The organism is Geodermatophilus sp. SYSU D00691 (genome assembly GCF_054050275.1).
Window position 1 is genome coordinate 12,650 of sequence record NZ_JBJGYZ010000006.1, and the last position, 22,696, is coordinate 35,345.

Sequence of the window (22,696 nt, forward strand, 5' to 3'; positions counted from 1 at the left end):
CGCGGTCAGACCAGCTGCGGGCGCTGCCACTCCTCACCGAGCACGTGCTCGGCCAGGAAGGCGATGACCGTCTCGTACCAGACCGCCGCGTTCCCCGGGGTGAGCACCCAGTGGTTCTCGTCGGGGAAGTACAGGAACTTCGACGGGATCCCGCGCTTCTGCAGGTCGTACCAGAGCCGGAGCGCCTCGCCGATCGGCACCCGGTAGTCCTTGTCGCCGTGGATGACCAGCATCGGCGTCCGGATGGCGTCGGCGAACCGGTGCGGCGAGTTCTGCTCGTAGCGCTTGGGCTCGCGCAGCGGGTCGCCCCACTCCTTCTCCCAGTAGTACGCCGCGTCCGTCGTGCCGGTGAAGGCGTCGAGGTCCCACAGGCTGGCGTGCGTGACGATCGCCCTGAACCGGTCGGTCTGCGTGGCGACCCAGTTCGCCATGTACCCGCCGAAGGAGCCGCCCATCGCCGCGGTGCGCGTCTCGTCGATGTCCGGCCGCTGCTCGGCGGCGTCGACGGCGGCCATCAGGTCGGTGTACGGCGCGCCGCCCCACTCGCCCCAGCCGCGCCGGACGAAGTCCTGGCCGAAGCCCTGCGACAGGGCCGGGTTGGGCAGCAGGACGGCGTAGCCGCGGGCGGCGAGCACCCAGGGGCACCAGCGCCACGACCACGAGTTCCAGCTCATCAGCGGGCCGCCGTGGATCCACAGCAGCAGCGGTGCGGGGTTCTCCGCCGACGCGCCCTCCGGCAGCACGAGCCAGGACTGCACGCGCGAGCCGTCGGCGGCGGTTGCCTCGACCTCCTCCAGCCGGCCGGGCAGCGGTCCGACCGCACCCGGGCTGGGCAGGACGACCGCGTCCTGCCGCTCCGCCGCCGGGTCCAGCCGCACGGGCACGGCGGGGGAGTCGTACGCCGACCGCAGGGCGTACAGGGCGCTGCCGTCGCGGGCGACCTCCAGGTCGCTGTAGGCGCCGTCGCCGGTCAGCCGCACCGGCTGCCCGCCGTCGAGGCCGACGCGGAACACCGCGTGCCGGCCGTCGTCGTCGGCGAGGAAGTAGACGGCCGACCCGTCGGCGCTGAACTGGGGTGCGCTGGGCCAGCGGTCGAAGCCCTCGGTGAGCTCGGTGGCCCGCCCCGTCCCGACGTCGACCAGCAGCAGGGTGTAGTCCGGCGGCTCGCTGTAGGTCGACATCGCCTCGCGCACGCAGACGACGGTGCTCCCGTCCGGCGAGAAGCGGGCGCCGTAGACGTCGGCCAGCGGGTCGTCCACGAGGACCCGCGCCTCACCCGTGGCGGTGTCGGTCAGCAGCAGCCGCAGCCGGCGCCCCGCCGGCCCGTCGGGCACGTCCTCGCTGCGGGCGAGCAGCCCTCCGTCGGGGGAGAGGACGATCTCGTCACCACTGCCCAGCGGGGGCCGGGCGTCGGGCGTCAGGTCGCGCAGCTCCGGGGCCTCGACCGGGCTCCCGGCCGTCGGCTCGGCCGGCACCGGGCCCAGCCAGAGGATGTGCGGCGCGGCCGGGCCGAGGTCGTGGTCCCAGTAGCGGACGGGGTAGCTCTCGTGCAGCACGGCCGAGACCCCGGCGTCCTTGCGCTCCTTGCGCCGGGCGTCGTCGCCCTCCGCGTCGACCGCACCGGGCATCGTCGGGACGACCACGGCCACGTCGCCGCTGTCGGCCGCGACGGCGAAACCGCCGATCCCCGCACCGCGGGTCAGCACCGGGCGGGCCTCACCCCCGCCGGGCGGGAGGCTCCACAGCGCCGCCTTGGGCTCGCCGTCCCCGTTCGCGGCACCCGGGTCGGGCCGCGCCGAGGTGAACAGCAGCGAGCCGTCGGGCGCCCACGCGGGCGACGACTCACCCGGCGCGCTGCGGGTCAGCCGGCGGGCGTCGCCCCGCCCCTCGGGATCGACCTCCCAGATCGCCGACTGCCACTTCTTGCCCTCCGGGTCCAGCGTCTGCACCGAGATCGCCAACCGGCGGCCGTCCCGGGAGAGGGCCAGCCCGCCGATGCGCGGGAGCGCGACGAAGTCGGCGAGCCGGTGGAACGGGCTGGGGGCGGGCGACTCGGCGGGGGTCTCGGACGCGTCGGCCTGGCTCACGGGGCGCCTTCTCTCACGTGCGGGGATCGACGGATCCACCGTAGTGAGCACCACCCGAGCGCCCGCCCGGCGCCTCCGGGGGGCTCACCCCACGGGCACGAACCGGCGCAGCTTGCCGGTGCGCGCGTCGCGCGGCAGCTCGGCGACCACCGCCACGTCGACGACGAGACCGCGCAGCCCCGCGCCGGCGAGGGCCTCCGCGAGCCGCGTCCGCAGCCCGGCCACGTCGAGCCCGCCGGGCGCGAGCACGTCTATTGCGAGGCCGCGGGGCGTCTGCCGCACCTGGTAGTCGACGACCTCGGGGGAGTGGACCAGCGCCGACCGCAGCACCAGCGGGTGCAGCACGTGGTCGCCGAACCGCAGGACGTCGTCCGAGCGGCCGCGGACCACCGCCCGCAGGTACCCCGGCCCGCCGGGGACCGGTGGCAGCACGACGAAGCTGTCCGGCAGGCGGTAGCGGATCAACGGCTGCAGTCGGTTCTCGAGGACGGTCACCAGCACCGAGTCCGACGGCGTCCCGGGCGGGACCGGGCGGTCGGCGCCGTCGACCGGCTCGACGATGCACCCGTCCTCGGCGAGGACGAGGGCCTCGTCGTCGGGCAGGCTCGTGCCGACCAGCTGCTCGGTGGAGCCGAACGTGTCGCCGACCGGCACGGCGAACGCCGACCGGATCGCGGCCCGCAGCCCTCCGGTGAGCGTCTCGCTCGTGCAGTTCACGGCCGCGGGGGAGATACGCAGCCGGCCGGCCTGCTGCTCGAGCGCCAGCCGGAACAGCATCGTCGGGTAGCCGTACAGCGCCTGCGGCTGCATCGCGTTGAGCCGGTCGACCATCTCCGGCAGCGGCAGGGTCACCGGCACCGGGAGGAAGGAGAAGCCGAGCGCGCCGCCGGCGGTCAGCGACACCGCCGCCCCCGTCGCGTGCACCGGGGACGCCGCGGCCACCATGGCGACCCGCAGACCACCCGGCGGGGCACCCGTGGTCCGCAACCGGGCGACCAGCCCGCGCGAGAGCGACCCCACGAACTGCCGCGCGGCGGGCAGGTCGTGGAGGAAGACGCCCCGGGGTCCCGAGCTCCCGCCCGAGGCCAGCACGAGCACCCCACCGGGCAGCACGGCCGGCTCGTCGGTCGCGGCGGCCAGCGCGGCCTCGGCGGCGGCCCGGGTGATCCGCCGGTCGGTGAGGACGTCGTCGAAGGACGCCATCAGCTCGGCTTTGGTCATGACCGGCAGCGGCGACAGGTCGGTGGGCTCGACCGACGCCACGTCGAGGCCGGCCAGCCGGCGGGCGTGGAAGGGCGAGCGCGCCACCGCCGTGCGCAGCAGCTCGTGCAGCCGCGCCCGCTGGTGCCGCAGGATCGCGGTCCGGTCCTAGGTCGTGCGGGCGATCAGCTCGTCGTAGGAGGCGGACAGCTCCGACTGCAGGTCCTCGCGGAGCCGGGTGACGGGGGAGACGGTCCTCGCCTGCATGGCGGATCCCTTCGTACGAGAGACGGCCCCCGTGGTGACGGATCAGCTCGACGTCGTCAGCCGGACGACGACGTCCTGGAGCAGCTCGACCGGCAGTGCACCGGGGTCGGCCGCCTCCTCGAGCACCGCGCCGCTGCCCAGGGCGAGCACCAGGCGCGCCAGCGTGCGCGGGGGTACGCCGGAGCCCTCGCCGTCCAGCGCGGCGGCGATCGCCGCGGCCAGCCGGTCCAGCGTGGTGGTGTGCAGGGCGGCGTAGCGCGCGTTGAGCTCGGGATCGCGCGCGGCGACCAGGCGGAACTCGATGAGCAGCCGGGCCCAGCCGGCCTCGGCACGGCCGTCGCGCGCGCTCGTCGCCATCAGCGCGCGCAACCGGTCCGGCCCGGTGCCGTCGGCGACGGCCCGGGCGTTCTCCTCCGCGCGGGCGGCGATGCGGCGCTCCAGCAGCGCCAGGAAGAGGTCCGCCTTGCCGGCGAACTGCGAGTAGACGACGCCCTTGGAGAAGCCCGCCTCCTCGGCGATCGCCTCCAGCGTCGCGCCGGCGTACCCCCGCTCGAGGAAGACCGTCCGGGCGGCGTCCAGGAGGAGCGCGCGGTTGCGCTCGACCTGCTCGGTGCGGGACAGCCGGGTGCTCACGCCGTTATCAGATACCGGCGGTATCCAGATGCCAAGGGTACTTGGGCCCTGGCCCGGGAACGCCGAGAGCCGCGGCCCCCGTGGGGACCGCGGCTCTCGGGTGGTCGTCCGGCCGGAGCTACCGCCTCAGAGCACGGCGGCGGCCTCCTGCGGGGTGAGGTCCTCGTCCTCGGCCCGCACGAACAGGTGCTGCGCGGCGCCGGGAGGGAGCGGGTAGTCGTCGAGGGTGACCGTGCCGTCGACCAGGCGGGCGGTCATCGAGGCGCCCGGGCGCACACCGCGCTCGTCCAGCACGCGCAGCGTCTCGGGGTCCTGCAGCTGCTCGCTGATCCGGGCGATGGTCACCGGCCGGCCGGTGGCGGTGGCGGTCGCCGACAGCAGGGTCAGCGCGTCGAGCACCGTGGACGTCTCGCCGCCCAGCGGGGACTCGCCGGCGAGCGCGTCCAGGCCCGGGATCGGGTTGCCGAAGGGGGAGACCGTCGGGTTGCCCAGCAGGGTGAGCAGCTTGCGCTCCACCGCCTCGCTCATGACGTGCTCCCAGCGGCACGCCTCCTCGTGCACGTCGGCGTAGTCGAGGCCGATCACGTCGACGAGCAGGCACTCGGCCAGCCGGTGCTTGCGCATGACGGCCGTGGCCAGGGCGCGGCCCGTGTCCGACAGCTGCAGGTGGCGGTCGCCCTCCACGCGCAGGAGCCCGTCGCGCTCCATCCGGGCGACCGTCTGGCTGACCGTGGGACCGCTCTGGTGGAGGCGCTCGGCGATCCGCGCGCGCAGGGGCGTGATGCCCTCCTCCTCCAGCTCGAAGATCGTCCGGAGGTACATCTCCGTGGTGTCGATGAGGTCGTTCACAAGCAGCTCCTCCGTGTCCGGCCCCGAATTCTACGGACTCCGGCGCCCGCGGCGGGGTCCCCGACCGGGTGGTCGGTGCGGCGTCGCGCACTCGGCGGAGCAGGTAGCGTCCGAAGGCGGCGGGGGCGGCGTACGGCCGCCGGCGCGTCCTGGCGAGGAGGCCCGATGAGCGACGCGGTGACCGTGGTCTGGGACGACGCCCTGCTCGGCTACACCATGGGCGGCGAGCACCCGCTGCACCCCGTGCGCCTGGACCTCACGATGCGGCTGGCCGACTCCCTCGGCGTCCTCTCCGGCGACCGGGTCGAGGTGGTGCGGCCCACCCCGGCCGGCGTCGACCTGCTCACCCTGGTGCACGACCCGGCGTACCTCGAGGCGGTGAAGCGCGCGCCCGCCGACCCGGACGTCGGCCACGGCCTCGGCACCGCCGACAACCCGATCTTCGACGGCATGTACGACGCGGCCGCCCTCATCGCCGGCGGCAGCGTCCGGGCCGCCGAGCTGGTGCACGAGGGCCGCGCCCAGCACGCGGTGAACATCTCCGGCGGGCTGCACCACGCCATGCCCGACCGCGCGTCGGGGTTCTGCGTCTTCAACGACGCGGCCATCGCGATCCGCTGGCTGCTCGACCGGGGCTACGAGCGGATCGCCTACGTCGACGTCGACGTCCACCACGGCGACGGTGTCCAGACGGTGTTCTACGACGACCCGCGGGTGCTCACGGTGAGCGTCCACCAGACCCCGCTCACCCTCTTCCCCGGCACCGGCTTCCCCGAGGAGACCGGCGACCCCTCCACGGCGCTCGGCAGCGCGGTCAACCTCGCCCTGCCCAACGGCACCGACGACTCGGGCTGGCTGCGCGCGTTCAGCGCCGTCGTCCCGAGCGTGCTCAAGGCCTTCCAGCCGCAGATCCTGGTCAGCCAGTGCGGGTGCGACGCCCACCACGAGGACCCGCTGGCCGACCTCGGGCTCACCGTCGACGGCCAGCGGGCGAGCTACCGGCTGATGCACGACCTGGCGCACCAGCTCTGCGACGGCCGGTGGATCGCCCTGGGCGGCGGCGGGTACGGCCTGGTCCGCTGCGTCCCCCGGGCCTGGACCCACCTGCTCGCGGTCGCCGGCGGCGTGCCGCTCGACCCCGCCACCGAGATCCCGGAGTCCTGGCGGGAGGACGTCGCCCGCCGCGGGCTGCGCGCCCGCCCCCCGACGCACATGACCGAGGGCGGCTGGACCGGCTTCTCGGCCTGGGACCCCTTCACCGAGTCCCGCGTCGACCGTGCGATCCTGCGCACCCGCCGCGCCAGCTTCCCCTACTTCGGCCTGGACCCGGACGACCCCCGTGACTGAGCAGACCACCACCGCGCCCCCCGACGTCCCGCCGGCGCCGCCGCCGGCCCACTGGGAGGCCGACGTCATCGCCGCCGACGGCGGCACCGCCCACCTGCGGCCGATCACCCCCGAGGATTCCGACGGCCTGGTCGGGCTCATGGAGCGCAGCTCCGACCAGACCCGCTACTACCGCTTCTTCGGCCCGATGAAGAAGCTCTCCGACCGCGACCTCCACCGCTTCACCCACGTCGACCACGTCGACCGGGTGGCCTTCGTGCTGGTGCTCGGCGGCGACGTCATCGGCGTCGGCCGCTACGACCGGCTGCCCGGCACCGACGAGGCCGAGGTCGCCTTCCTCATCGAGGACGCCCACCAGGGCCGCGGCCTGGGCTCGGTGCTGCTCGAGCACCTGGCGGCGGCGGCCCGCGAGCGCGGCGTCGCGAAGTTCGTCGCCGAGGTGCTGGCCCAGAACAGCCGCATGGTGCGGGTCTTCCTCGACGCCGGCTACGAGCCCCGCCGCGAGTACGAGGACGGCGTCGTCCACCTGACCTTCCCGATCGCGCAGACCGAGACGGCGCTGGCCGTGGCCTACGAGCGCGAGCAGCGCAGCGAGTCCCGCTCGATCGGCCGCCTGCTCACCCCGTCCTCGGTCGCGGTGGTCGGCGCCAGCAACGACGAGGGCAAGCTCGGCAACGTCCTGCTGCGCAACCTGCTCGGCTACGGCTTCGACGGCCCGGTGTACCCGGTCAACCCCGGCGCCCGTCACGTCCGCGGCGTCCCGGCCTACGCCGACGTCGAGGCCATCCCCGACGACGTCGACCTGGCCGTCATCGCCGTCCCGGCCGAGCAGGTCGCCGGCGTGGTCGAGGCCTGCCGGCGCAAGCGCGTGCGCGGCCTGGTCGTGGTGTCCGGCGGGTTCGGCGAGGCCGGGGAGGAGGGCCGGGTGGCCCAGCGCGACCTGGTCACCGCCGCCCGCGCCTCCGGCATGCGGGTGGTCGGGCCGAACTGCCTGGGCGTGGTCAACACCGACGCGGCAGTGCGGCTCAACGCCAGCCTCGCGCCCATGGTCCCCGGCCGCGGCCGGGTCGGGTTCTTCGCCCAGTCCGGCGCGCTGGGCGTGGCCCTGCTCGAGCGCGCCCGCAGCCGCGGTATCGGCCTGTCCACGTTCGTCTCGGCCGGCAACCGCGCCGACGTCAGCGGCAACGACCTGCTGCAGTACTGGGCCACCGACCCCAGCACCGAGGTCGTGCTGCTGCACCTGGAGAGCTTCGGCAACCCGCGAAAGTTCGCCCGCCTGGCCCGGCGGGTCGGCCGCACCAAGCCGGTGGTCGCGGTGAAGAGCGGCCGGCACGTCGGCATGGCCCCGGGCCTGGCCGGGACGTCGGTGCAGGTCCCCGAGCAGTCGGTGGCGGCGCTGTTCGCCTCGGCCGGCGTGATCCGCGTGGAGACCGTCGCCCAGCTGTTCGACGTCGGCACCCTGCTGGCGCACCAGCCGCTGCCCGGGGGCCGCCGCGTCGCCGTCGTCGGCAACTCCACCGCGCTCGGCGTGCTCGTCGCCGACGCCGTGCTGGAGGAGGGGCTGCAGCTGGCCGAGGGCGCGCCGGTCGACATCGGCACCAGCGCCGGGCCGGAGGCGTTCCGGGCCGCGCTGCAGGCGGCCGTGGACGACGACGGCGTCGACTCGGTGGTCGCCGTCTACCTGCCGCCGCAGGTCCGCGGCGCCGAGGCCATGGGCCGGGCGCTGCGCGACGTGTCGGCCGGCTCGACGAAGCCGATCGTGGCGACCTTCCTCTCCACCGAGGGCATCCCGCCCGAGCTCGCCGTCCTCGACGAGGGCGGCATGCCGGCCCGCGGGTCGGTGCCGTCGTTCTCCACGCCCGAGCGGGCCGTGATCGCCCTGGCCATGGTCACCGAGTACGCCCGCTGGCGGCAGCGGCCGGTCGGCCAGATCCCCGAGCTGCCCGACGTCGACGAGGCCGCCGCCCGCGCGGTGGTCCGCGCCGTGCTGGCCGAGCGCCCGGCCGGCCGCGACCTCACCGACGAGGAGGCGATCGCCGTCCTCGGCGCCTACGGCATCCCGCTGCTGCGCAGCCGGCGGGCGAGCACCGCGGAGGAGGCCGTCGCCGCCGCGGAGGAGATCGGCTACCCCGTCGTCCTCAAGTCCACCGCGCCGTGGCTGCGCGACCGCACCGACCTCGGCGGGATCCGGCTCGACCTCAAGGACGCCGACGACGTCCGCGCCGCGCACGCCGCCATCCCGGCCGGCGACCCGGTGGTCGTGCAGGAGATGGCCGCGCCGGGGGTGGCCACGGTGGTGGGCATCGTCGACGACCCCTCGTTCGGCGCGCTGGTCAGCTTCGGCCTCGGGGGAGTGGCCACCGACCTGCTCGGCGACCGCGCCTACCGCACGCTGCCGCTGACCGACCTCGACGCGGCCGAGCTGGTGCGGGCGCCGCGCGCCTGGCCGCTGCTCGACGGCTACCGCGGCTCCGAGCCGGTCGACACCCGGGCGCTGGAGGAGCTGCTGCTGCGGGTCGCGCGGCTGGCCGACGACCTGCCGGAGGTGCTCACCCTCACCCTCGAGCCGGTCATCGTGGGCCCCGCCGAGCCGTGGCACGGCGGTCGCTCGCTGGTGGTCGCGGGCGGCGGCATCCGCGTCGGCCCGCCGTCCGGACGGGTCGACCCCGGCCCGCGCCGCCTGCGCAACCCGGTGTGACGGTCAGCGGGCCGCGGCCACCACGAGGTGGCAGCGCAGCGGCGCGGCCACCCGGCCCGACGGCCCGGTGAACGGCGCCAGCACCGCCCGGCTGCGCTGCAGGATGCGGGCGTGCTGGTCCGCGCCGATCCGCGCGCGCAGCGGCGAGCCGTCGACCTCGGTGGCCGCCAGCTCCTCCGGTGAGCCGAACGCCGCCGTCCCCACCCGGGTCGTGACCGTCGCGGCGGGCAGGCCGGCGGCCGCGAACCACCGCACCAGCTCGCCGGCGTCACCGCACGACCAGTAGCTGCCGAGCAGCGACCGGGCCGCCGGCCCGGCGACGTCGACCGCCATCTCGACGAACGGCCCGTACGCGGGCTGGTCGTCCAGCGCGGCCGGCACGCACACCCCGACCACGCCGCCCGGCCGCACCACCCGGGCCATCTCGCCGAGCGCCGCCGCCCGGTCGGGGAAGAACATCAGCGCCATCTGGCACAGGACGACGTCGAAGCCGCCGTCGGCGAACGGCAGGTCGGCGGCGTCCCCCTGCCGCCACTCCAGGTCGGGCCGGACGCGCCGGGCGACGTCCAGCATGGCCGGGTTCAGGTCGAGGCCCACGACCCGGCCCTCCGTGCCCACCAGGTCGGCGACCGCGCGAGCGACCACGCCGGTGCCGCACGCCACGTCCAGCACCGCCTGCCCCGGCCGCACGCCGGCCGCGTGGGCCAGCAGCGGCGCCCACTCCGCGAAGATCGCCGGGACGAAGCGCGCCTCGTACAGCTCGGCGGCCTCGGCGGGGATCTGGAAGGTCTCCGTGCTCATCGCGCCCCTCCTCGTCGGGAACGACGCCGAGGATGGCGGTCGCCGTCGCCGCGCACATGGGTGCGCGCACCCATCTGCGCACCCGTGCTCGGCGCGCGTCCGCCCCCGCGCCGCCGGTGGCATCCTCGGCGCATGGCGGCGGAGCCCGGGCTCCTGACCGACGGCGAGGCGGCCCTCGAGCGCGGCGACTGGGCGGCGGCCCGCGGCCTGTTCGCCGACGCCCTGCGGCAGCAGGACTCCCCGGACGCCTGGTACGGCCTGGCCCGAGCCGAGGAGTGGGCCGGCGACTTCGCCTCCGCCGTCCGGTCCTACGAGCGGGCCTTCACCGGCTACCGCGCCCGGGGCGAGGTCCGCCGGCCCGCCCTCATCGCCGGGCGCGAGCTGGCGTTCCTGCACGCCGCGGTGCACGGCAACGGCACCGCCGCCGGCGGCTGGCTCGCCCGTGCGCGCAGCCTCGCCGAGGACGCCGGCGAGTGCCCGGAGCGCGGCTGGGTCGAGCTGGCCGAGGCCATGACCACCGAGTCCCCGGCCGCGGTCGCCGGGCACGTGCGGACGGCGGCCGCGATCGCCCGCCGCTGCGCCGACGCCGACCTGCAGTTCTGCGCGCTGGCGTACGAGGGCGCGGGCCTGGTGCTCGACGGCCGGGTGGCGGACGGCATGCGCCGGCTGGACGAGGCGGTCGTCGCGGCCGCCAGCGGGGAGGTCCGCGACCACCTGGTCGTCGGCGAGATCTACTGCAAGATGCTGGTCTGCTGCGAGCTCGTGCTCGACGTGCGCCGCGCGCAGGAGTGGGTGGACGTCGCCGACGCCGCCGGCCGCGCCTCGCACGACCTGTGGGTGCCGGCGATCTGCCGGATGCACCACGGCGGCGTCCTGACCGCGGCCGGGCGGTGGACCGAGGCCGAGCGGGACCTGACCACCTCGCTGCGCCTGCACGAGTCCGGGTTCCGCGCGCTGCGGGCGGCCGCGGCGGCGCGGCTGGCCGACCTGCGCACGAGGCAGGGGCGGTTCGAGGAGGCCTCGGCGCTGTTGGACGGCGCCGAGGGCGACCGCCGCGCCGCGGTCCCGCTCGCCCGGCTGCACCTGGCGCAGGGCCGGGCGGAGCTCGCCGCGACCGTGCTCCGGCGGGCGGTCGACGAGCTCCCGGCCGAGGTGCTCGGGTACGAGGAGGTCGGCCTGCTGGCCGAGCTGCACGCCGCCGCGGGCCGTCCGGCCGAGGCCGGCGACTGCGCCGTGCGGCTGCGGTCGCTGGCCGCGCGCACCGGGCTGGCGCACGTGCAGGCCCGCGCCGACCTGGTCAGCGGCCTGCTGCTCGCGGCCGAGGGCGCCGACGGCGCGGTCGCGCACCTGGAGGCGGCCCTGAGCCGGTTCACCCGTGCCGGGCTGCCCTGGGACGCGGCGCGCTGCCGGGTCGCGCTCGGCCGGGCGCTGGCGCAGGTCTCGCCCGAGGTGGCCGCGGCCGAGTGGTCCACGGCCTGGCGGGTGTTCCACGACCTCGGCGCCGGCGGGGAGGCGGACCGGGTCGCCGGGCTGCTGCGCCGGGCGGGGGTGCGCCCCGCGCCGTCGCCGCGCAGCCCGGGCCCGCTGACGCGGCGCGAGCGGGAGGTGCTGGAGCTGCTCGCCGCGGGGCTGTCCAACGGCGAGATCGCCGAACGGCTGGTCCTCAGCAAGCGCACGGTCGAGCACCACGTCGGCAGCGTCTTCGCCAAGCTCGGCGTCCGCAGCCGCACGCAGGCGGCCCTGCAGACGCGACGAGCCGGACCCCTGCCGGGGCCCGGCTCGTCAGCGGCCCCCTGGGGGGCCTCGTCTCAGGCGAGGTAGTCGCGCAGGGCGTCGGCCCGCTGCGGGTCGCGCAGCTTGGCCATCGTCTCGCGCTCGATCTGCCGCACCCGCTCGCGGGAGAGACCGAACTGCTTGCCGATCTGCTCCAGCGTCCGCGGCTGGCCGCCGTCCAGGCCGAACCGGAGGACGACGACGTCGCGCTCCCGGTCCTCCAGCGTCGACAGCACGGTGCGGACGTCGCCCTTCATCATCTGGAAGGCGACCGCGTCCTCGGCCACCGCGGCGTCGGCGTCCTCGATGAAGTCACCGAGACGGGACTCCTCGTCGGCACCGACGGTCTGGTCGAGGCTGACCAGGTCGCGGCTGTACTCCAGCAGCTCGGTGACCCGCTCCTCCGGCATGTCGAGCTCGAGGCCGAGCTCCTCGGGGGTGGGCTCCCGCTCCAGCTCCTGGTGCATCCGGCGGCGGGTGCGCACCACCTTGTTGACCTGCTCGGCCAGGTGGACGGGCAGCCGGATGGTGCGGCCGGAGTCGGCCATGGCGCGGGTGATGGCCTGGCGGATCCACCACGTGGCGTAGGTCGAGAACTTGAAGCCCTTGGTGTAGTCGAACTTCTCGACCGCGCGGATCAGGCCGACGTTGCCCTCCTGGATCAGGTCCAGGAACGTCATGCCGTGGCCGGTGTAGCGCTTGGCCACCGAGACGACCAGGCGCAGGTTCGCCTCGAGCAGGTGCGCCTTGGCGGCCTTCCCGTCGATGGCCAGGGCCCGGTAGTCCCGCTGCAGGGCAGGGGTCAGCTTCTTCTCGGCGAGCAGCCGGTCGGCGTAGAGCCCGGCCTCGATCCGCTTGGCCAGCTCCACCTCCTGCTCGGCCGTCAGCAGAGCGGTCTTGCCGATGGTGTTGAGGTACACGCGCACCAGGTCGGTCGACACCAGGCCGGTGGTGTCGGACTCCCGGCGCGGCGAGCGCACCTCGAGGGTGTCGTTGGGGGAAGACTGCAACAGCGTCACGATGGGTCTTCGTCCTTGCCTTCAGGTCGGATGCACTGCCCGCCGTGGCGCAGGCTCATCCGTTCGTCGTGGTCCCCGGACCCGGGATCGCCGGGCCCGGTACCTGGCTCTCGTTCCGGTGTGGTACGCCGAGTCCAACGGCGGCCACCGGCCCCCGTGTTCCACGAGGGCGTGAATCACAGGGAAAGCACAGGCGTGGGTTCCGTCACGGGAGTGGTACCCGTGTGATTCACAGCTCAACGCCGGTGCGCCGACGTTTCTTCCTCAGGTCTCCAGCAGCAGGGTCATGGGCCCCTCGTTGACCGAGCTGACCTGCATGGACGCCCGGAACACGCCCGTGGCGACCGGCGCGCCGCGGCGGCGCAGCTCGGCCACCACCTCGTCGACCAGCGGTTCGGCGACCTCGGCGGGGGCGGCGGCGTCCCAGGAGGGACGGCGGCCCTTGCGCGTGTCGGCGTAGAGGGTGAACTGGCTCACCACCAGCACCGGCCGGCCGAGGTCGGCCGCCGAGCGCGCACCCTCGTCGGTGGCGAACACCCGCAGCTCGTGGATCTTGCGGGCGAGCGCACGGGCCCGGTCGGCGTCGTCCTCCCGGCCGGCGCCGACCAGGGCCAGCAGCCCGGCGCCGATCTCGCCCACGACGGCGCCGTCGACCGTCACCGACGCCGACCCGACCCGGCTGACCACCGCACGCACGGAAGCATCCTCCCGAACCGTGGTCCGGCCGTGACCGACAGGTCGGTGAGTGGACCCTAAGTTTGGTTAGCCAAGCCTTAGTTCTAGGCTCCCCCCGGTCGCCCCGACACCGCGGCGCCGCACTCCTACCTGGAAGGACACCATGCGCCGCGCACCGAGACTGGTCGCACTCTCCACCGCCGCCCTGCTCGCCGGCGGGCTGGCCGCCTGCGGCGGCTCGTCCTCGGCCGCCGAGGACGAGGCGGAGGGCTCCGGGGACTTCACCCCGATCACCGTCGAGCACGCCTTCGGCACGACGACGATCGACGCCCGGCCCGAGCGGATCGCCACGGTGAACTGGGCGAACCACGAGGTGCCGCTGGCCCTCGGCGTCGTCCCCGTCGGCATGGCCGCCGCCAACTTCGGCGACGACGACGGCGACGGCCTGCTGCCGTGGGTGGCCGAGGAGCTCGAGGAGCTCGGTGGCGAGGAGCCGGTGCTCTTCGACGAGACCGACGGCATCGACTTCGAGGCGGTGGCCGACACCGACCCCGACGTCATCCTCGCCGGCTACTCGGGCCTGACCCAGGAGGACTACGACACCCTCAGCGAGATCGCGCCGGTCGTGGCCTACCCGGAGGCGCCGTGGGCGACGCCGTGGCGGGAGATGATCGAGATCAACTCCGCCGGCATGGGCATGGCCGAGGAGGGCGAGGAGCTGATCGCGAGCATCGAGCAGGACATCACCGACGCCGTCGCGCAGCACCCCCAGCTCGAGGGCAAGGCGACGATGTTCCTCACGCACGTGGACACCACCGACCTCAGCGAGGTCAGCTTCTACACGCCCTACGACACGCGCAGCGCGTTCTTCGAGGACCTCGGGCTGAGCACGCCGGAGAGCATCGCCGCCGCCTCGACCGACCCGGAGCAGTTCTCGGGCACGGTGAGCGCGGAGCAGGTCGACGTCTTCGACGACGTGGACATCATCGTGACCTACGGCGACCAGGAGCTGGTCGACGCGCTCAACGCCGACCCGCTGCTGTCCCAGATCCCCGCCGTCGCCAACGGGGCGATCGTCCTGCTGCCCGACACCCCGCTGGGCACCGCGGCGAACCCGACCCCGCTGGCGATCTCCTGGGTGCTCGAGGACTACCTGGCCATGCTGGCCGAGGCGGCCGACGAGGCCGCGTGATCACCGCCCCGTGACCCCGGTCGACTCCCTCCCGACCCCGGACGTCGCCGCCGCGCGACGCCCGGGGTCGGTCCGGTTCCTGTGGCTGCTGGCCGTCCTGGCCCTGCTGGCCCTGCTCACGGCGGCCTCGGTGGCGGTGGGGTCCCGCGGGGTCGGCTGGTCCGACATCCTCGCCGCCCTCGGCGGCTCGTCGGAGAACCTGGGCCAGGCGGCGGTGACCAAGCGCATCCCCCGCACCGTGCTGGCGGCGCTCGTCGGTGCGGCGCTCGGGGTCTCCGGCGCCGTCATGCAGGGCGTGACCCGCAACCCGCTGGCCGACCCGGGCATCCTCGGCGTGAACACGGGCGCGTCCCTGGCCGTGGTCGCCGGCCTGGCCTGGTTCGGGCTGTTCTCGGCGACCAGCATCATCTGGACGGCGATCCTCGGAGCGGCGGTCGCCGCCGTGTTCGTCTACGGCGTGGGCTCGCTGGGGCGGGGCGGCGCGACCCCGCTCAAGCTCGCGCTGGCCGGGTCCGCCACCTCCGCGGCGCTGACGTCGTTCATCACAGCGGTCGCCCTCCCGCGCGGTGACATCGCGGCCAGCGTCCAGTCCTGGCAGGTCGGCGGCGTGGGTGGGGCGACCTTCGGGTCCACCACCCCGGTGCTGCCGTTCCTGGCGGCCGGTTTCCTGGTCAGCCTGCTGTCGGCGCGCAGCCTCAACTCGCTCGCCCTCGGCGACGACCTGGCCGCGGGCCTCGGCGAGCGCGTCGCCCTCGCGCGCGCGGTCGCGGCGGGCGGCGCGGTGCTGCTGTGCGGCACGGCGACCGCGGTCGCCGGGCCCCTCTTCTTCGTGGGGCTGGTCGTCCCGCACCTCTGCCGGCTGCTCATCGGCGTCGACCACCGCTGGCTGCTGCCGTTCTCCGCCCTGACCGGCGCGTGCCTGCTCATCGCCGCCGACGTGCTCGGCCGGATCGTGGCCCGCCCGAGCGAGATCGACGTCGGCATCGTCACCGGGCTGCTCGGTGCTCCGTTCTTCATCGCCCTGGTCCGCCGGCGGAAGGTGCGTGAGCTGTGAGCACGGGCGTGGCGACGGCGCCGGCGGTCGAGGCCGTCGAGGTCGTCGCCCGCGGCCGCGTCCGCCGCGCCGCGCGCCGGCGGCTGGTGGTCGTCGTGCTCGCCGTCCTGGTCGTCGCGGTGTTCGCGGCCACGCTGATGGTCGGGCGGACGTTCTACCCGCCGGGCGACGTGGTCCGGGTGGTCCTCGGCGAGGACGTTCCCGGCGCCTCCTTCACCGTCGGCCGGCTGCGGCTGCCGCGGGCGGTGCTCGCGGTCGTGGCCGGGCTGTCGTTCGGCCTCGCCGGCGTCACGTTCCAGACGATGCTGCGCAACCCCCTCGCCAGCCCCGACGTCATCGGCATCAGCACCGGCGCCAGCGCCGCGGCCGCCTTCGCCATCGTCGTCCTCGGGTGGTCCGGCACCGCGGTGTCGGTCACCGCGATCGTCGCCGCGCTCGGCGTCGCCCTGCTCGTCCACACCCTGGCGTTCAAGGACGGCGTCGTGGGCACCCGGCTGGTCCTCATCGGCATCGGCGTCGCCGCCATGTCGACGAGCGCCACCTCCTACGTGCTGGCCCAGGCCGGCGCCTGGGACTTCGCCGAGGCGCTGCGCTGGCTGACCGGCAGCCTCAACGGCAGCACCTGGGAGGCGACCGTGCCGGCGGTGGTCGCCCTCGTCGTGCTCGGCCCCGTGCTGCTCGCGCAGACGCGCGACCTCTCCGCGCTGCAGCTCGGCGACGACACCGCCTCCGCGCTGGGGACCCGCGTCGAGCGGACCCGGGTCGTGGCGATCACCGCGGCGGTCGGCCTGATCGCGTTCGCCACGGCCGCCTGCGGCCCGATCGCCTTCGTGTCCTTCCTCGCCGGGCCCATCGCGGCGCGCCTGGTCGGCCCGAACGGCTCGCTGCTCGTGCCGGCCGGGCTGGTCGGGGCGCTGCTGGTGCTCGTGGCCGACCTCGTCGGCCAGTTCGCCCTGGAGACCCGCTACCCGGTCGGCGTGGTCACCGGCGTGCTCGGGGCCCCGTACCTGATCTACCTGATCGTCCGCACCAACCGCGCCGGAGGCTCGCTGTGACCGACACCCGCTCGCTCGCGGCGGAGGACCTCACGCTCGGGTACGGCGAGCGCACCGTCATCGAGGACCTCGACCTGGTCGTCCCCGCCGGGGAGATCACGGCGATCGTCGGCGCGAACGCCTGCGGCAAGTCCACGCTGCTGCGGTCGATGTCGCGCCTGCTCGCGCCCCGGACCGGCCAGGTGCTGCTCGACGGCCGGTCGGTGCACCGGATGCCCGCCAAGGAGCTCGCCCGCGCCCTGGGCCTGCTCCCGCAGTCGCCGATCGCGCCGGAGGGCATCACCGTCGCCGACCTGGTCGGCCGCGGTCGCAACCCGCACCAGGGGATCTTCACCCGCTGGCGCCAGGAGGACGACGCCGCGGTGGCGGCGGCCCTGGAGGCGACGCAGACGACGGCCCTGGCCGACCGCGCCGTCGACGAGCTCTCCGGCGGCCAGCGCCAGCGGGTCTGGATCGCCATGGCACTGGCCCAGCAGACCGACCTGCTCCTGCTCGACGAGCCGACGACGTTCCTCGACGTCGCCCACCAGATCGAGGTCCTCGACCTGCTGACCGACCTCAACCGCACCCGCGGGACGACGATCGTCATGGTCCTGCACGACCTCAACCTCGCCGCCCGCTACGCCGACCACCTCGTCGCGCTGGCCGACGGGCGGATCCACGCCGCCGGGACGCCGGCGGAGGTGCTCACCGAGCAGACCGTGCGCGCCGTCTTCGGGCTCGACAGCCGGGTCGTCGTCGACCCGACGTCGGGCAAGCCGCTGATGCTGCCGATCGGCCGCCACCACATGACCGCGCTGCGGTCCGACGAGCCCGCCGAGGGCCAGGCGGCGGGATCGGGCGCGTACCACTCCTGACCCTCACCCGGCACCCGCGCGCCGACGAGGTGCCGGGCACCCTCGGCGGTGCCGGGCTCCGGATCGGGAGGGACGGTGCGGCCGTACCGGGCGGCGAGGGGTGCCGCGGTGAGCCCGTGGGCGAGGACGCTCAGGAGCACGGTGACCGCGATGACCGCCCCCGCCTCGTCCGCCGCCGAGCCCAGGTCCTCGAGGGCGAGCAGCGCGAAGACCAGGGAGGCCAGCCCGCGCGGGCCGAACCAGCCCACGAACGCGACGGTGGTCCGGTCGAGGCGGCTGCCCAGCAGGCAGAGGGCGACCGGGACCGTCCGCACGACGGTGAGGCTGAGGACGGCGTAGAGCACCAGGGTCGGGTCCAGCCGGTCCACCACGATCGGCACGGCGATCGCGCCGGTGACCAGCCACACCAGCGGCGAAACCGCGCCGCTCGCCTGCTCCCGGAAGGCGAGTTCCGCGGGACCGCGGCGGCCGGCGGCGGCGCCGAAGGCCATGCCGGCGCAGAACGCGGCGACGAACCCGTTGCCGTCGACGGCCGGCGCCGTCCCGTGGGCCAGCAGGGCCAGGGCGAGGACGCCGACGCCCGCGACGTCCTCCGCCGCCCAGCCCCCGCCGGCGGGCCCACCGCAGCAGCCACCCCCCGGTGGACCCGGCGACGACCCCCACCCCCGCACCGATCGCCGGCTCGACCAGGGCGCCGGCTCCCGGGCCGCCGGCGTCCTCCGCGGCCGCGGTGCCGGCGATCGCGACCATGACGATCGGCGTGGCGATGCCGACGTTGAGACCGCTCTCCACGGTGAGCACCCAGCGCACCCGCGACGGCGCGGCCGGGTCGGTCAGCAGGTCCCTCTGCAGCGACGCCTCCGCGAGGGCAGGGAGCCCTCAGCGTCCTCTCCGGCCGTTCCCTCGGAGCGTTCGTCGGCCGGGTGGCGGGGCACCGGCGAGTGCACTCCCGGGCGGCGGCGGAGCGGTGTGCCGGTCACCGTTCGAGGTTCTCCGGTGGCCGTCGCACCCGCAGAGCGGAAGGTCTCTGCGGGCCGAGACCCTCTGTCCCTCGCGGTCGCTGCCGTCCCGGGACGAACCTGCACCCAACGGCCGGCGAGGAGGACGGGTGATGGGTGGGAGACGTGCGCAGCTGCGGTCGGGGATCCGCCGGGCCGGCCGGCTCGCCGGAGCGCCATTCCGATCGGCCTGGCGGTTCGGCAGTTGGGTTCGGCACTCGACCGGCGACACGGAGGCCGTCTACGGGACCAACCCCGACGATCTGCCGCCGGAGGAGCGGGTGACGAAGGCCGCGATCATCGCCCACGGCCTCGGGAGCGGCGGAGCCGGCGGGGGCGGCATGCAGTAGGTGGCGCCGGTTCGGCCGCCCGTGTGGGCGGGTGATCGCCCAGGGACCGCCCTCTGGCACACATCTCCGGCGTGCCGACCCTGACCCTCACCCAGGACCCACGCGCCGACGAGCTGCTCGGCCGCGGCCCGCTCGCCCTCCTGCTCGGCATGCTCCTCGACCAGCACATGCGTCGATGAAGCAGGGAGGCCGTCGTGCGCCGGGGCGTGTCCGCCCGGTAAGGAAACGTGAACGTGCGGCGCCGGTCAGAGCCCGAGATACCGGGCGACGGCGAGCTCGATCTCCTCCAGTTCGTCGCGGTGGAGGAAGAACGCGGGCTCGTCATGCACGAAGCGCACGTCGATGCTGCGCAGCTGATCGACGAGGAACCGGGTGGGAACTCCGCCCAGCTCGATCTCGGGCCGGAACACCGCCGGCTGCGCCTGTGTCGATGTGGGAACGATGGTGGCGACGTTCCAGGCCATGTCGGTCGGGCTCAGCACCAGGCCGTACCGCCGGCCGCGTTGCTCGTGTCCGCGACGGGCATCACCGAGGTCGACCCGGTACACGGCACCCCGGATCACCAGGCGTCGGCCTCGTCGGACAGGTCCTCGTCCACCAACCGCTCGGCATCGGCACGAGCGCGCGCGAGCCAGGCCTCACGGTCGAGCAGGCGTAGTGCACGTCTGATGACATCGGCAGTGCGTTCGTCGTCCCGCATGGCTTCACGGATGATCCGCTCGTCGTCCTCGGTCGGACGGAAGCCGATCGTCTTGCTCACAGAACGATGTTAAACATCTGCTCAACGCTTGTGCAACAGCCTGCGAGGTCGGCGGTCTCGGCGAGCGCCCACCCAGGCGCCCAGGAGGCAGCCGGCGAGTATCGGCGTTCAGCGCGGTCCCGGTGAGAGACGTCAGTGGTAGGTGCGCCGGCATCCACATACGGCACCATCTGGACCGTGCCGACCCTGACCCTCACCCAGGACCCGCGCGCCGACGAGCTGCTCGGCCGCGACCCGCTCGCGCTGCTGCTCGGCATGCTCTTCGACCAGCAGTTCCCGATGGAGCGCGCCTTCGCCGGCCCCCGCCTGCTCGCCGACCGGCTCGGCGTCGACACCCTCGACGCCGCGGCCCTCGCCGCCGCGGACCCGGAGGAGCTGGCGCGGCACTTCCAGGGGCCGCCGGCCGTGCACCGCTACCCGGGTTCGATGGCCGCGCGCACGCAGGAGCTGTGCCGGCTGCTGGTCGAGCGCTACGACGGCCGGGCCGAGAACCTGTGGGCCGACGCCCCGGACGGCGACACGCTCGTGGAGCGGATCGGCGAGCTGCCCGGCTTCGGCGCGCAGAAGTCCAAGATCTTCGTGGCGCTGCTCGGCAAGCAGTACGGCGTGACGCCCGCCGGCTGGCGGGAGGCGGCCGGCGCCTACGGCGAGGAGGGGTCCCGGCGCTCGGTCGCCGACATCACCGGCGCCGAGTCCCTCGCCGAAGTCCGGGCGTTCAAGCAGGCGCAGAAGCAGGCCGCGAAGGCGGCCCGGACCGGCGCCTGAAGGTCCAGGGAGAGGCACCTGCACCGGCCCGGAAGCGGTGGCACGATGGGCCGTGCGAGCCGGGCCCCGTCCGCGTGGACACCTCACGCGATCGGCCGGCGGAGGGATGGCACAGCCGTGGCCTCGAGCCGAGAGACCGCACGTTCCCGCCGGGCCGAGCCGGTGCTGATCACCGACGCGCAGCCGAGCCAGTTCGACGAGTACGCCGCCCGCAAGAAGCGCTACGTGCTCACCATGGGCGTCCGCGCGTTGAGCATCGTGGCGGCAGCCGTGGTGTACACCGCGACGCACATCCTCTGGCTGGTGCTGCTGCTGGCCATCCTCGGCACCGTCCTGCCCTGGATCGCCGTGGTCATGGCCAACGACGGGCCGCCGAAGAGCAAGCAGCACGTCAACCGCTACCGCCCCGAGCGCACCCTCGAGACGCCCGACCTCAAGGCCATCGAGCGCTCGCGCATCATCGACGGCTAACGGGCGCCCGCCCGCCCCACCACCCGCGCGGCCAGCGCCAGCCCGGCATCCAGCGCCGTCGCCGGGTCGCCCTCGGGGTCGGCCAGCCACACCGACAGCAGCCCGGCGGCGAACGCGTCGCCGGCTCCGGTGGTGTCCACGACGGCCGCGGGGTGCGCCGGCCGGTGCACGACCTGCACGCCCGACGCCCAGAGCGCGCCGTCGGCGCCCAGGCTGACCGCCGCGCACCGGTGCCGCCCGGCGAGCGCGCGGGCGGCGTCGGCGACGTCGCCGCAGCCGGTGAGCAGCAGCGCCTCCTCGGCGTTGGGCAGCACCAGCGTGGCGCCGGCGGTGTCGGCCAGCCAGCGGTCCACGCCGTAGCGGCGCAGCGGTCCGGTGCTGGCCGGGTCCACCGACACGGTGGCCCCGGCCTCGACCGCCGCCGCCAGGGCGGCCAGCCCGGCCGCGCGGGGCCGGTCGTCGAGCAGCGTGTAGCCCGACAGGTGCAGGTGGCCGCCGGCCGGCAGCGGCGGCACGTCGCCGGGGCGCAGGGCCAGGTTGGCGCCGCGGTCGGCGAGCATGCTGCGCTGCCCGTCCGGCTCGACCAGGCTGACGATGGTGCCGGTGGGGGTCCCGGGCACCGTGCGCAGCAGCGGCTCGACGCCGGCGGCGGCGAGCTCGCGGGCCAGCGCCACCCCGGCCGGGTCGTCGCCGACGCACCCGGCGAACCGCACCGGGACGCCGACCCGCGCCAGGTGCACCGCGACGTTGGCCCCGGCCCCGCCGCCGCGCGTGCGGATGACGGCCGGCCGGTCCGACCCGGGCGCGGGATCGCCGTCCAGGACGGCGACGACGTCGGTGGCCAGGTCGCCGACGACGAGGACGGGGCGCACGGCTCAGCCGGCCCGCAGCGCCGCGGCGATCCGGCCGGCGAGCTCGGCGTTGCGCAGCACCAGCCGCACGTTGACCGCGAGCGTCGCGCCTTCGCTGGCCCGGTGCAGGTGGTCGAGCACGAACGGGGTGACCGCCTTGCCGCGCACGCCGGCGGCGTCGGCCGCGGCGAGGGCGTCGGCGATCACGCGGTCGTGCAGCGCCGGGTCGAGCTGCTCGTCGTCCGGGAGCGGGTTGGCGACGACGACCGAGCCGGCCGCCAGCTCGCGCCGGGCGGCGAAGACGGCGGCCGCCTGCGCCGGGTCGTCCACCGACCAGTCCAGCGGCGAGCCGGAGTCGGCGACGTAGAAACCGGGGAAGGTCGTCGTCCGGTAGCCGACGACGGTGACCGACAGCGACTCCAGCCGCTCCAGGGTGGCCGGCACGTCGAGGATCGACTTCACGCCCGCGCAGACGACCACGATCGACGTCCTCGCCAGGGCGCCGAGGTCGGCGGACTCGTCGAAGGTCTCGGCCGACTGCCGGTGCACGCCGCCCAGCCCGCCGGTGGCGAACACCTCGATGCCGCTCCGGGCGGCCAGCAGCGCGGTGCTCGACACCGTCGTCGCGCCGGACAGGCCGCGGGCCGCCGCCACCGGCAGGTCCCGGATGCCGAGCTTGGCCAGCCCCGGGTCCCCGCAGACGCGGTCCACCTGCGCCGGCTCCAGCCCCACGTGCGGCACGCCGTCCAGGACGGCGATGGTCGCCGGTACCGCGCCGCCGCGGCGGACGGCGTCCTCGACGTCATCGGCGGCCTTGCGGTTGTCGGGGCGCGGCAGGCCGTGGGCGAGAAGCGTGCTCTCGAGGGCGACGACGGGGCGTCCGGCCGCGATCGCCTGTGCCACTTCCGGGGAGATGGCCACCTCCGGCGAGAGGACCGTGCCGGGAACAGGGGTGGAGGGCTGCACGCTGCCATCATGGACGTCGACGAGAGAC

At 75.3% G+C, this 22,696-nt stretch carries 20 protein-coding genes and 1 pseudogene; 9 read left to right on the forward strand and 12 right to left on the reverse strand.

Annotated elements, in window-relative coordinates:
• Nucleotides 1–5: 5 nt before the first annotated feature.
• The 4 genes from ACI797_RS05885 to ACI797_RS05900 form a co-directional block, all read right to left on the reverse strand.
• Nucleotides 6–2,087 (reverse strand): S9 family peptidase, encoded by a 2,082-nt coding sequence (locus ACI797_RS05885; RefSeq protein ID WP_456857588.1) that lies wholly within the window; start codon nucleotides 2,085–2,087, stop codon nucleotides 6–8.
• 84 nt (nucleotides 2,088–2,171) lie between these two features.
• The gene (locus tag ACI797_RS05890; RefSeq protein WP_456857589.1) at nucleotides 2,172–3,395 is read right to left on the reverse strand and encodes a hypothetical protein; all 1,224 of its coding nucleotides are present in this window, start codon (nucleotides 3,393–3,395) and stop codon (nucleotides 2,172–2,174) included.
• Nucleotides 3,396–3,596: 201 nt separating this feature from the next.
• Complete coding sequence (locus tag ACI797_RS05895; protein WP_456857590.1) at nucleotides 3,597–4,187, reverse strand: TetR/AcrR family transcriptional regulator; 591 nt, start codon at nucleotides 4,185–4,187, stop codon at nucleotides 3,597–3,599.
• A 126-nt stretch (nucleotides 4,188–4,313) separates the two neighbouring features.
• Nucleotides 4,314–5,036, reverse strand: coding sequence for an iron dependent repressor, metal binding and dimerization domain protein (locus tag ACI797_RS05900; protein ID WP_456857591.1), 723 nt, complete (start codon nucleotides 5,034–5,036; stop codon nucleotides 4,314–4,316).
• A gap of 165 nt (nucleotides 5,037–5,201) precedes the next feature.
• On the opposite strand from ACI797_RS05900, the gene ACI797_RS05905 reads away from it, so the two are divergent.
• Both ACI797_RS05905 and ACI797_RS05910 read left to right on the forward strand, forming a co-directional pair.
• Nucleotides 5,202–6,383 carry an acetoin utilization protein AcuC gene (locus ACI797_RS05905; protein WP_456857592.1) on the forward strand — a complete coding sequence of 394 codons (1,182 nt, stop codon included), beginning with the start codon at nucleotides 5,202–5,204 and terminating at the stop codon, nucleotides 6,381–6,383.
• The gene (locus tag ACI797_RS05910; protein WP_456857593.1) at nucleotides 6,376–9,081 is read left to right on the forward strand and encodes a bifunctional acetate--CoA ligase family protein/GNAT family N-acetyltransferase; all 2,706 of its coding nucleotides are present in this window, start codon (nucleotides 6,376–6,378) and stop codon (nucleotides 9,079–9,081) included. Before ACI797_RS05905 ends, ACI797_RS05910 begins: the two co-directional genes overlap by 8 nt.
• 3 nt (nucleotides 9,082–9,084) lie before the next feature.
• On the opposite strand, the gene ACI797_RS05915 is transcribed toward ACI797_RS05910, so the two are convergent.
• Nucleotides 9,085–9,882, reverse strand: coding sequence for a methyltransferase domain-containing protein (locus tag ACI797_RS05915; protein ID WP_456857594.1), 798 nt, complete (start codon nucleotides 9,880–9,882; stop codon nucleotides 9,085–9,087).
• Between the two features lie 132 nt (nucleotides 9,883–10,014).
• Here ACI797_RS05915 and ACI797_RS05920 point away from each other — a divergent pair, with 132 nt between their 5' ends.
• Entirely contained in the window at nucleotides 10,015–11,703 is a 1,689-nt protein-coding gene (locus tag ACI797_RS05920; protein WP_456857595.1) for a LuxR C-terminal-related transcriptional regulator, read from the forward strand.
• Here ACI797_RS05920 and sigB read toward each other — a convergent pair.
• Together sigB and dtd are read right to left on the reverse strand one after the other, a co-directional pair.
• Nucleotides 11,691–12,674: an RNA polymerase sigma factor SigB gene (gene sigB / locus ACI797_RS05925; protein WP_456538654.1), complete on the reverse strand. Its 984-nt coding sequence runs from the start codon at nucleotides 12,672–12,674 to the stop codon at nucleotides 11,691–11,693. The genes ACI797_RS05920 and sigB overlap by 13 nt on opposite strands.
• Nucleotides 12,675–12,938: 264 nt before the next feature.
• Nucleotides 12,939–13,370, reverse strand: a complete 432-nt coding sequence (gene dtd / locus ACI797_RS05930; RefSeq protein WP_456857597.1) for a D-aminoacyl-tRNA deacylase — start codon at nucleotides 13,368–13,370, stop codon at nucleotides 12,939–12,941.
• A 142-nt stretch (nucleotides 13,371–13,512) separates the two neighbouring features.
• Here dtd and ACI797_RS05935 point away from each other — a divergent pair, with 142 nt between their 5' ends.
• The 4 genes from ACI797_RS05935 to ACI797_RS05950 are packed head-to-tail and all read left to right on the forward strand — an operon-like array spanning nucleotide 13,513 to nucleotide 17,507.
• Nucleotides 13,513–14,541 carry an iron-siderophore ABC transporter substrate-binding protein gene (locus ACI797_RS05935; protein ID WP_456857598.1) on the forward strand — a complete coding sequence of 343 codons (1,029 nt, stop codon included), beginning with the start codon at nucleotides 13,513–13,515 and terminating at the stop codon, nucleotides 14,539–14,541.
• A gap of 10 nt (nucleotides 14,542–14,551) precedes the next feature.
• Nucleotides 14,552–15,595, forward strand: a complete 1,044-nt coding sequence (locus ACI797_RS05940) for a FecCD family ABC transporter permease (protein ID WP_456857599.1) — start codon at nucleotides 14,552–14,554, stop codon at nucleotides 15,593–15,595.
• The gene (locus ACI797_RS05945; protein ID WP_456857600.1) at nucleotides 15,592–16,650 is read left to right on the forward strand and encodes a FecCD family ABC transporter permease; all 1,059 of its coding nucleotides are present in this window, start codon (nucleotides 15,592–15,594) and stop codon (nucleotides 16,648–16,650) included. The genes ACI797_RS05940 and ACI797_RS05945 overlap by 4 nt, the downstream gene beginning before the upstream one ends.
• Nucleotides 16,647–17,507, forward strand: a complete 861-nt coding sequence (locus ACI797_RS05950; RefSeq protein WP_456857601.1) for an ABC transporter ATP-binding protein — start codon at nucleotides 16,647–16,649, stop codon at nucleotides 17,505–17,507. Before ACI797_RS05945 ends, ACI797_RS05950 begins: the two co-directional genes overlap by 4 nt.
• A gap of 152 nt (nucleotides 17,508–17,659) precedes the next feature.
• Here the strand turns inward: ACI797_RS05950 and ACI797_RS05955 are convergent.
• The 3 genes and pseudogenes from ACI797_RS05955 to ACI797_RS05965 form a co-directional block, all read right to left on the reverse strand.
• A pseudogene (locus ACI797_RS05955) lies at nucleotides 17,660–18,178 on the reverse strand (cation:proton antiporter domain-containing protein); the annotation flags it as partial.
• Nucleotides 18,179–19,100: 922 nt separating this feature from the next.
• Nucleotides 19,101–19,403 (reverse strand): type II toxin-antitoxin system PemK/MazF family toxin, encoded by a 303-nt coding sequence (locus tag ACI797_RS05960; RefSeq protein ID WP_456857602.1) that lies wholly within the window; start codon nucleotides 19,401–19,403, stop codon nucleotides 19,101–19,103.
• 11 nt (nucleotides 19,404–19,414) lie between these two features.
• Nucleotides 19,415–19,615: a hypothetical protein gene (locus ACI797_RS05965; protein WP_456857603.1), complete on the reverse strand. Its 201-nt coding sequence runs from the start codon at nucleotides 19,613–19,615 to the stop codon at nucleotides 19,415–19,417.
• 177 nt (nucleotides 19,616–19,792) lie between these two features.
• Between ACI797_RS05965 and ACI797_RS05970 the strand changes: the two genes are divergently transcribed.
• Nucleotides 19,793–20,380 carry an HhH-GPD-type base excision DNA repair protein gene (locus ACI797_RS05970; protein WP_456857604.1) on the forward strand — a complete coding sequence of 196 codons (588 nt, stop codon included), beginning with the start codon at nucleotides 19,793–19,795 and terminating at the stop codon, nucleotides 20,378–20,380.
• A 117-nt stretch (nucleotides 20,381–20,497) separates the two neighbouring features.
• Entirely contained in the window at nucleotides 20,498–20,851 is a 354-nt protein-coding gene (locus ACI797_RS05975; RefSeq protein WP_456541825.1) for a DUF3099 domain-containing protein, read from the forward strand.
• Here ACI797_RS05975 and ACI797_RS05980 read toward each other — a convergent pair.
• Nucleotides 20,848–21,723 carry a carbohydrate kinase family protein gene (locus tag ACI797_RS05980; RefSeq protein WP_456857605.1) on the reverse strand — a complete coding sequence of 292 codons (876 nt, stop codon included), beginning with the start codon at nucleotides 21,721–21,723 and terminating at the stop codon, nucleotides 20,848–20,850. The two genes, ACI797_RS05975 and ACI797_RS05980, sit on opposite strands and share 4 nt — an antisense overlap.
• A 3-nt stretch (nucleotides 21,724–21,726) precedes the next feature.
• The gene (locus tag ACI797_RS05985; RefSeq protein WP_456857606.1) at nucleotides 21,727–22,668 is read right to left on the reverse strand and encodes a pseudouridine-5'-phosphate glycosidase; all 942 of its coding nucleotides are present in this window, start codon (nucleotides 22,666–22,668) and stop codon (nucleotides 21,727–21,729) included.
• Nucleotides 22,669–22,696: the final 28 nt, after the last annotated feature.

Coding starts and splice junctions, on each gene's coding strand:
- ACI797_RS05915 (WP_456857594.1), bottom strand. CDS start 9,882: ATGAGCACGGAGACCTTCCAGATCCCCGCCGAGGCCGCCGAGCTGTAC.
- ACI797_RS05920 (WP_456857595.1), top strand. CDS start 10,015: ATGGCGGCGGAGCCCGGGCTCCTGACCGACGGCGAGGCGGCCCTCGAG.
- ACI797_RS05905 (WP_456857592.1), top strand. CDS start 5,202: ATGAGCGACGCGGTGACCGTGGTCTGGGACGACGCCCTGCTCGGCTAC.
- ACI797_RS05935 (WP_456857598.1), top strand. CDS start 13,513: ATGCGCCGCGCACCGAGACTGGTCGCACTCTCCACCGCCGCCCTGCTC.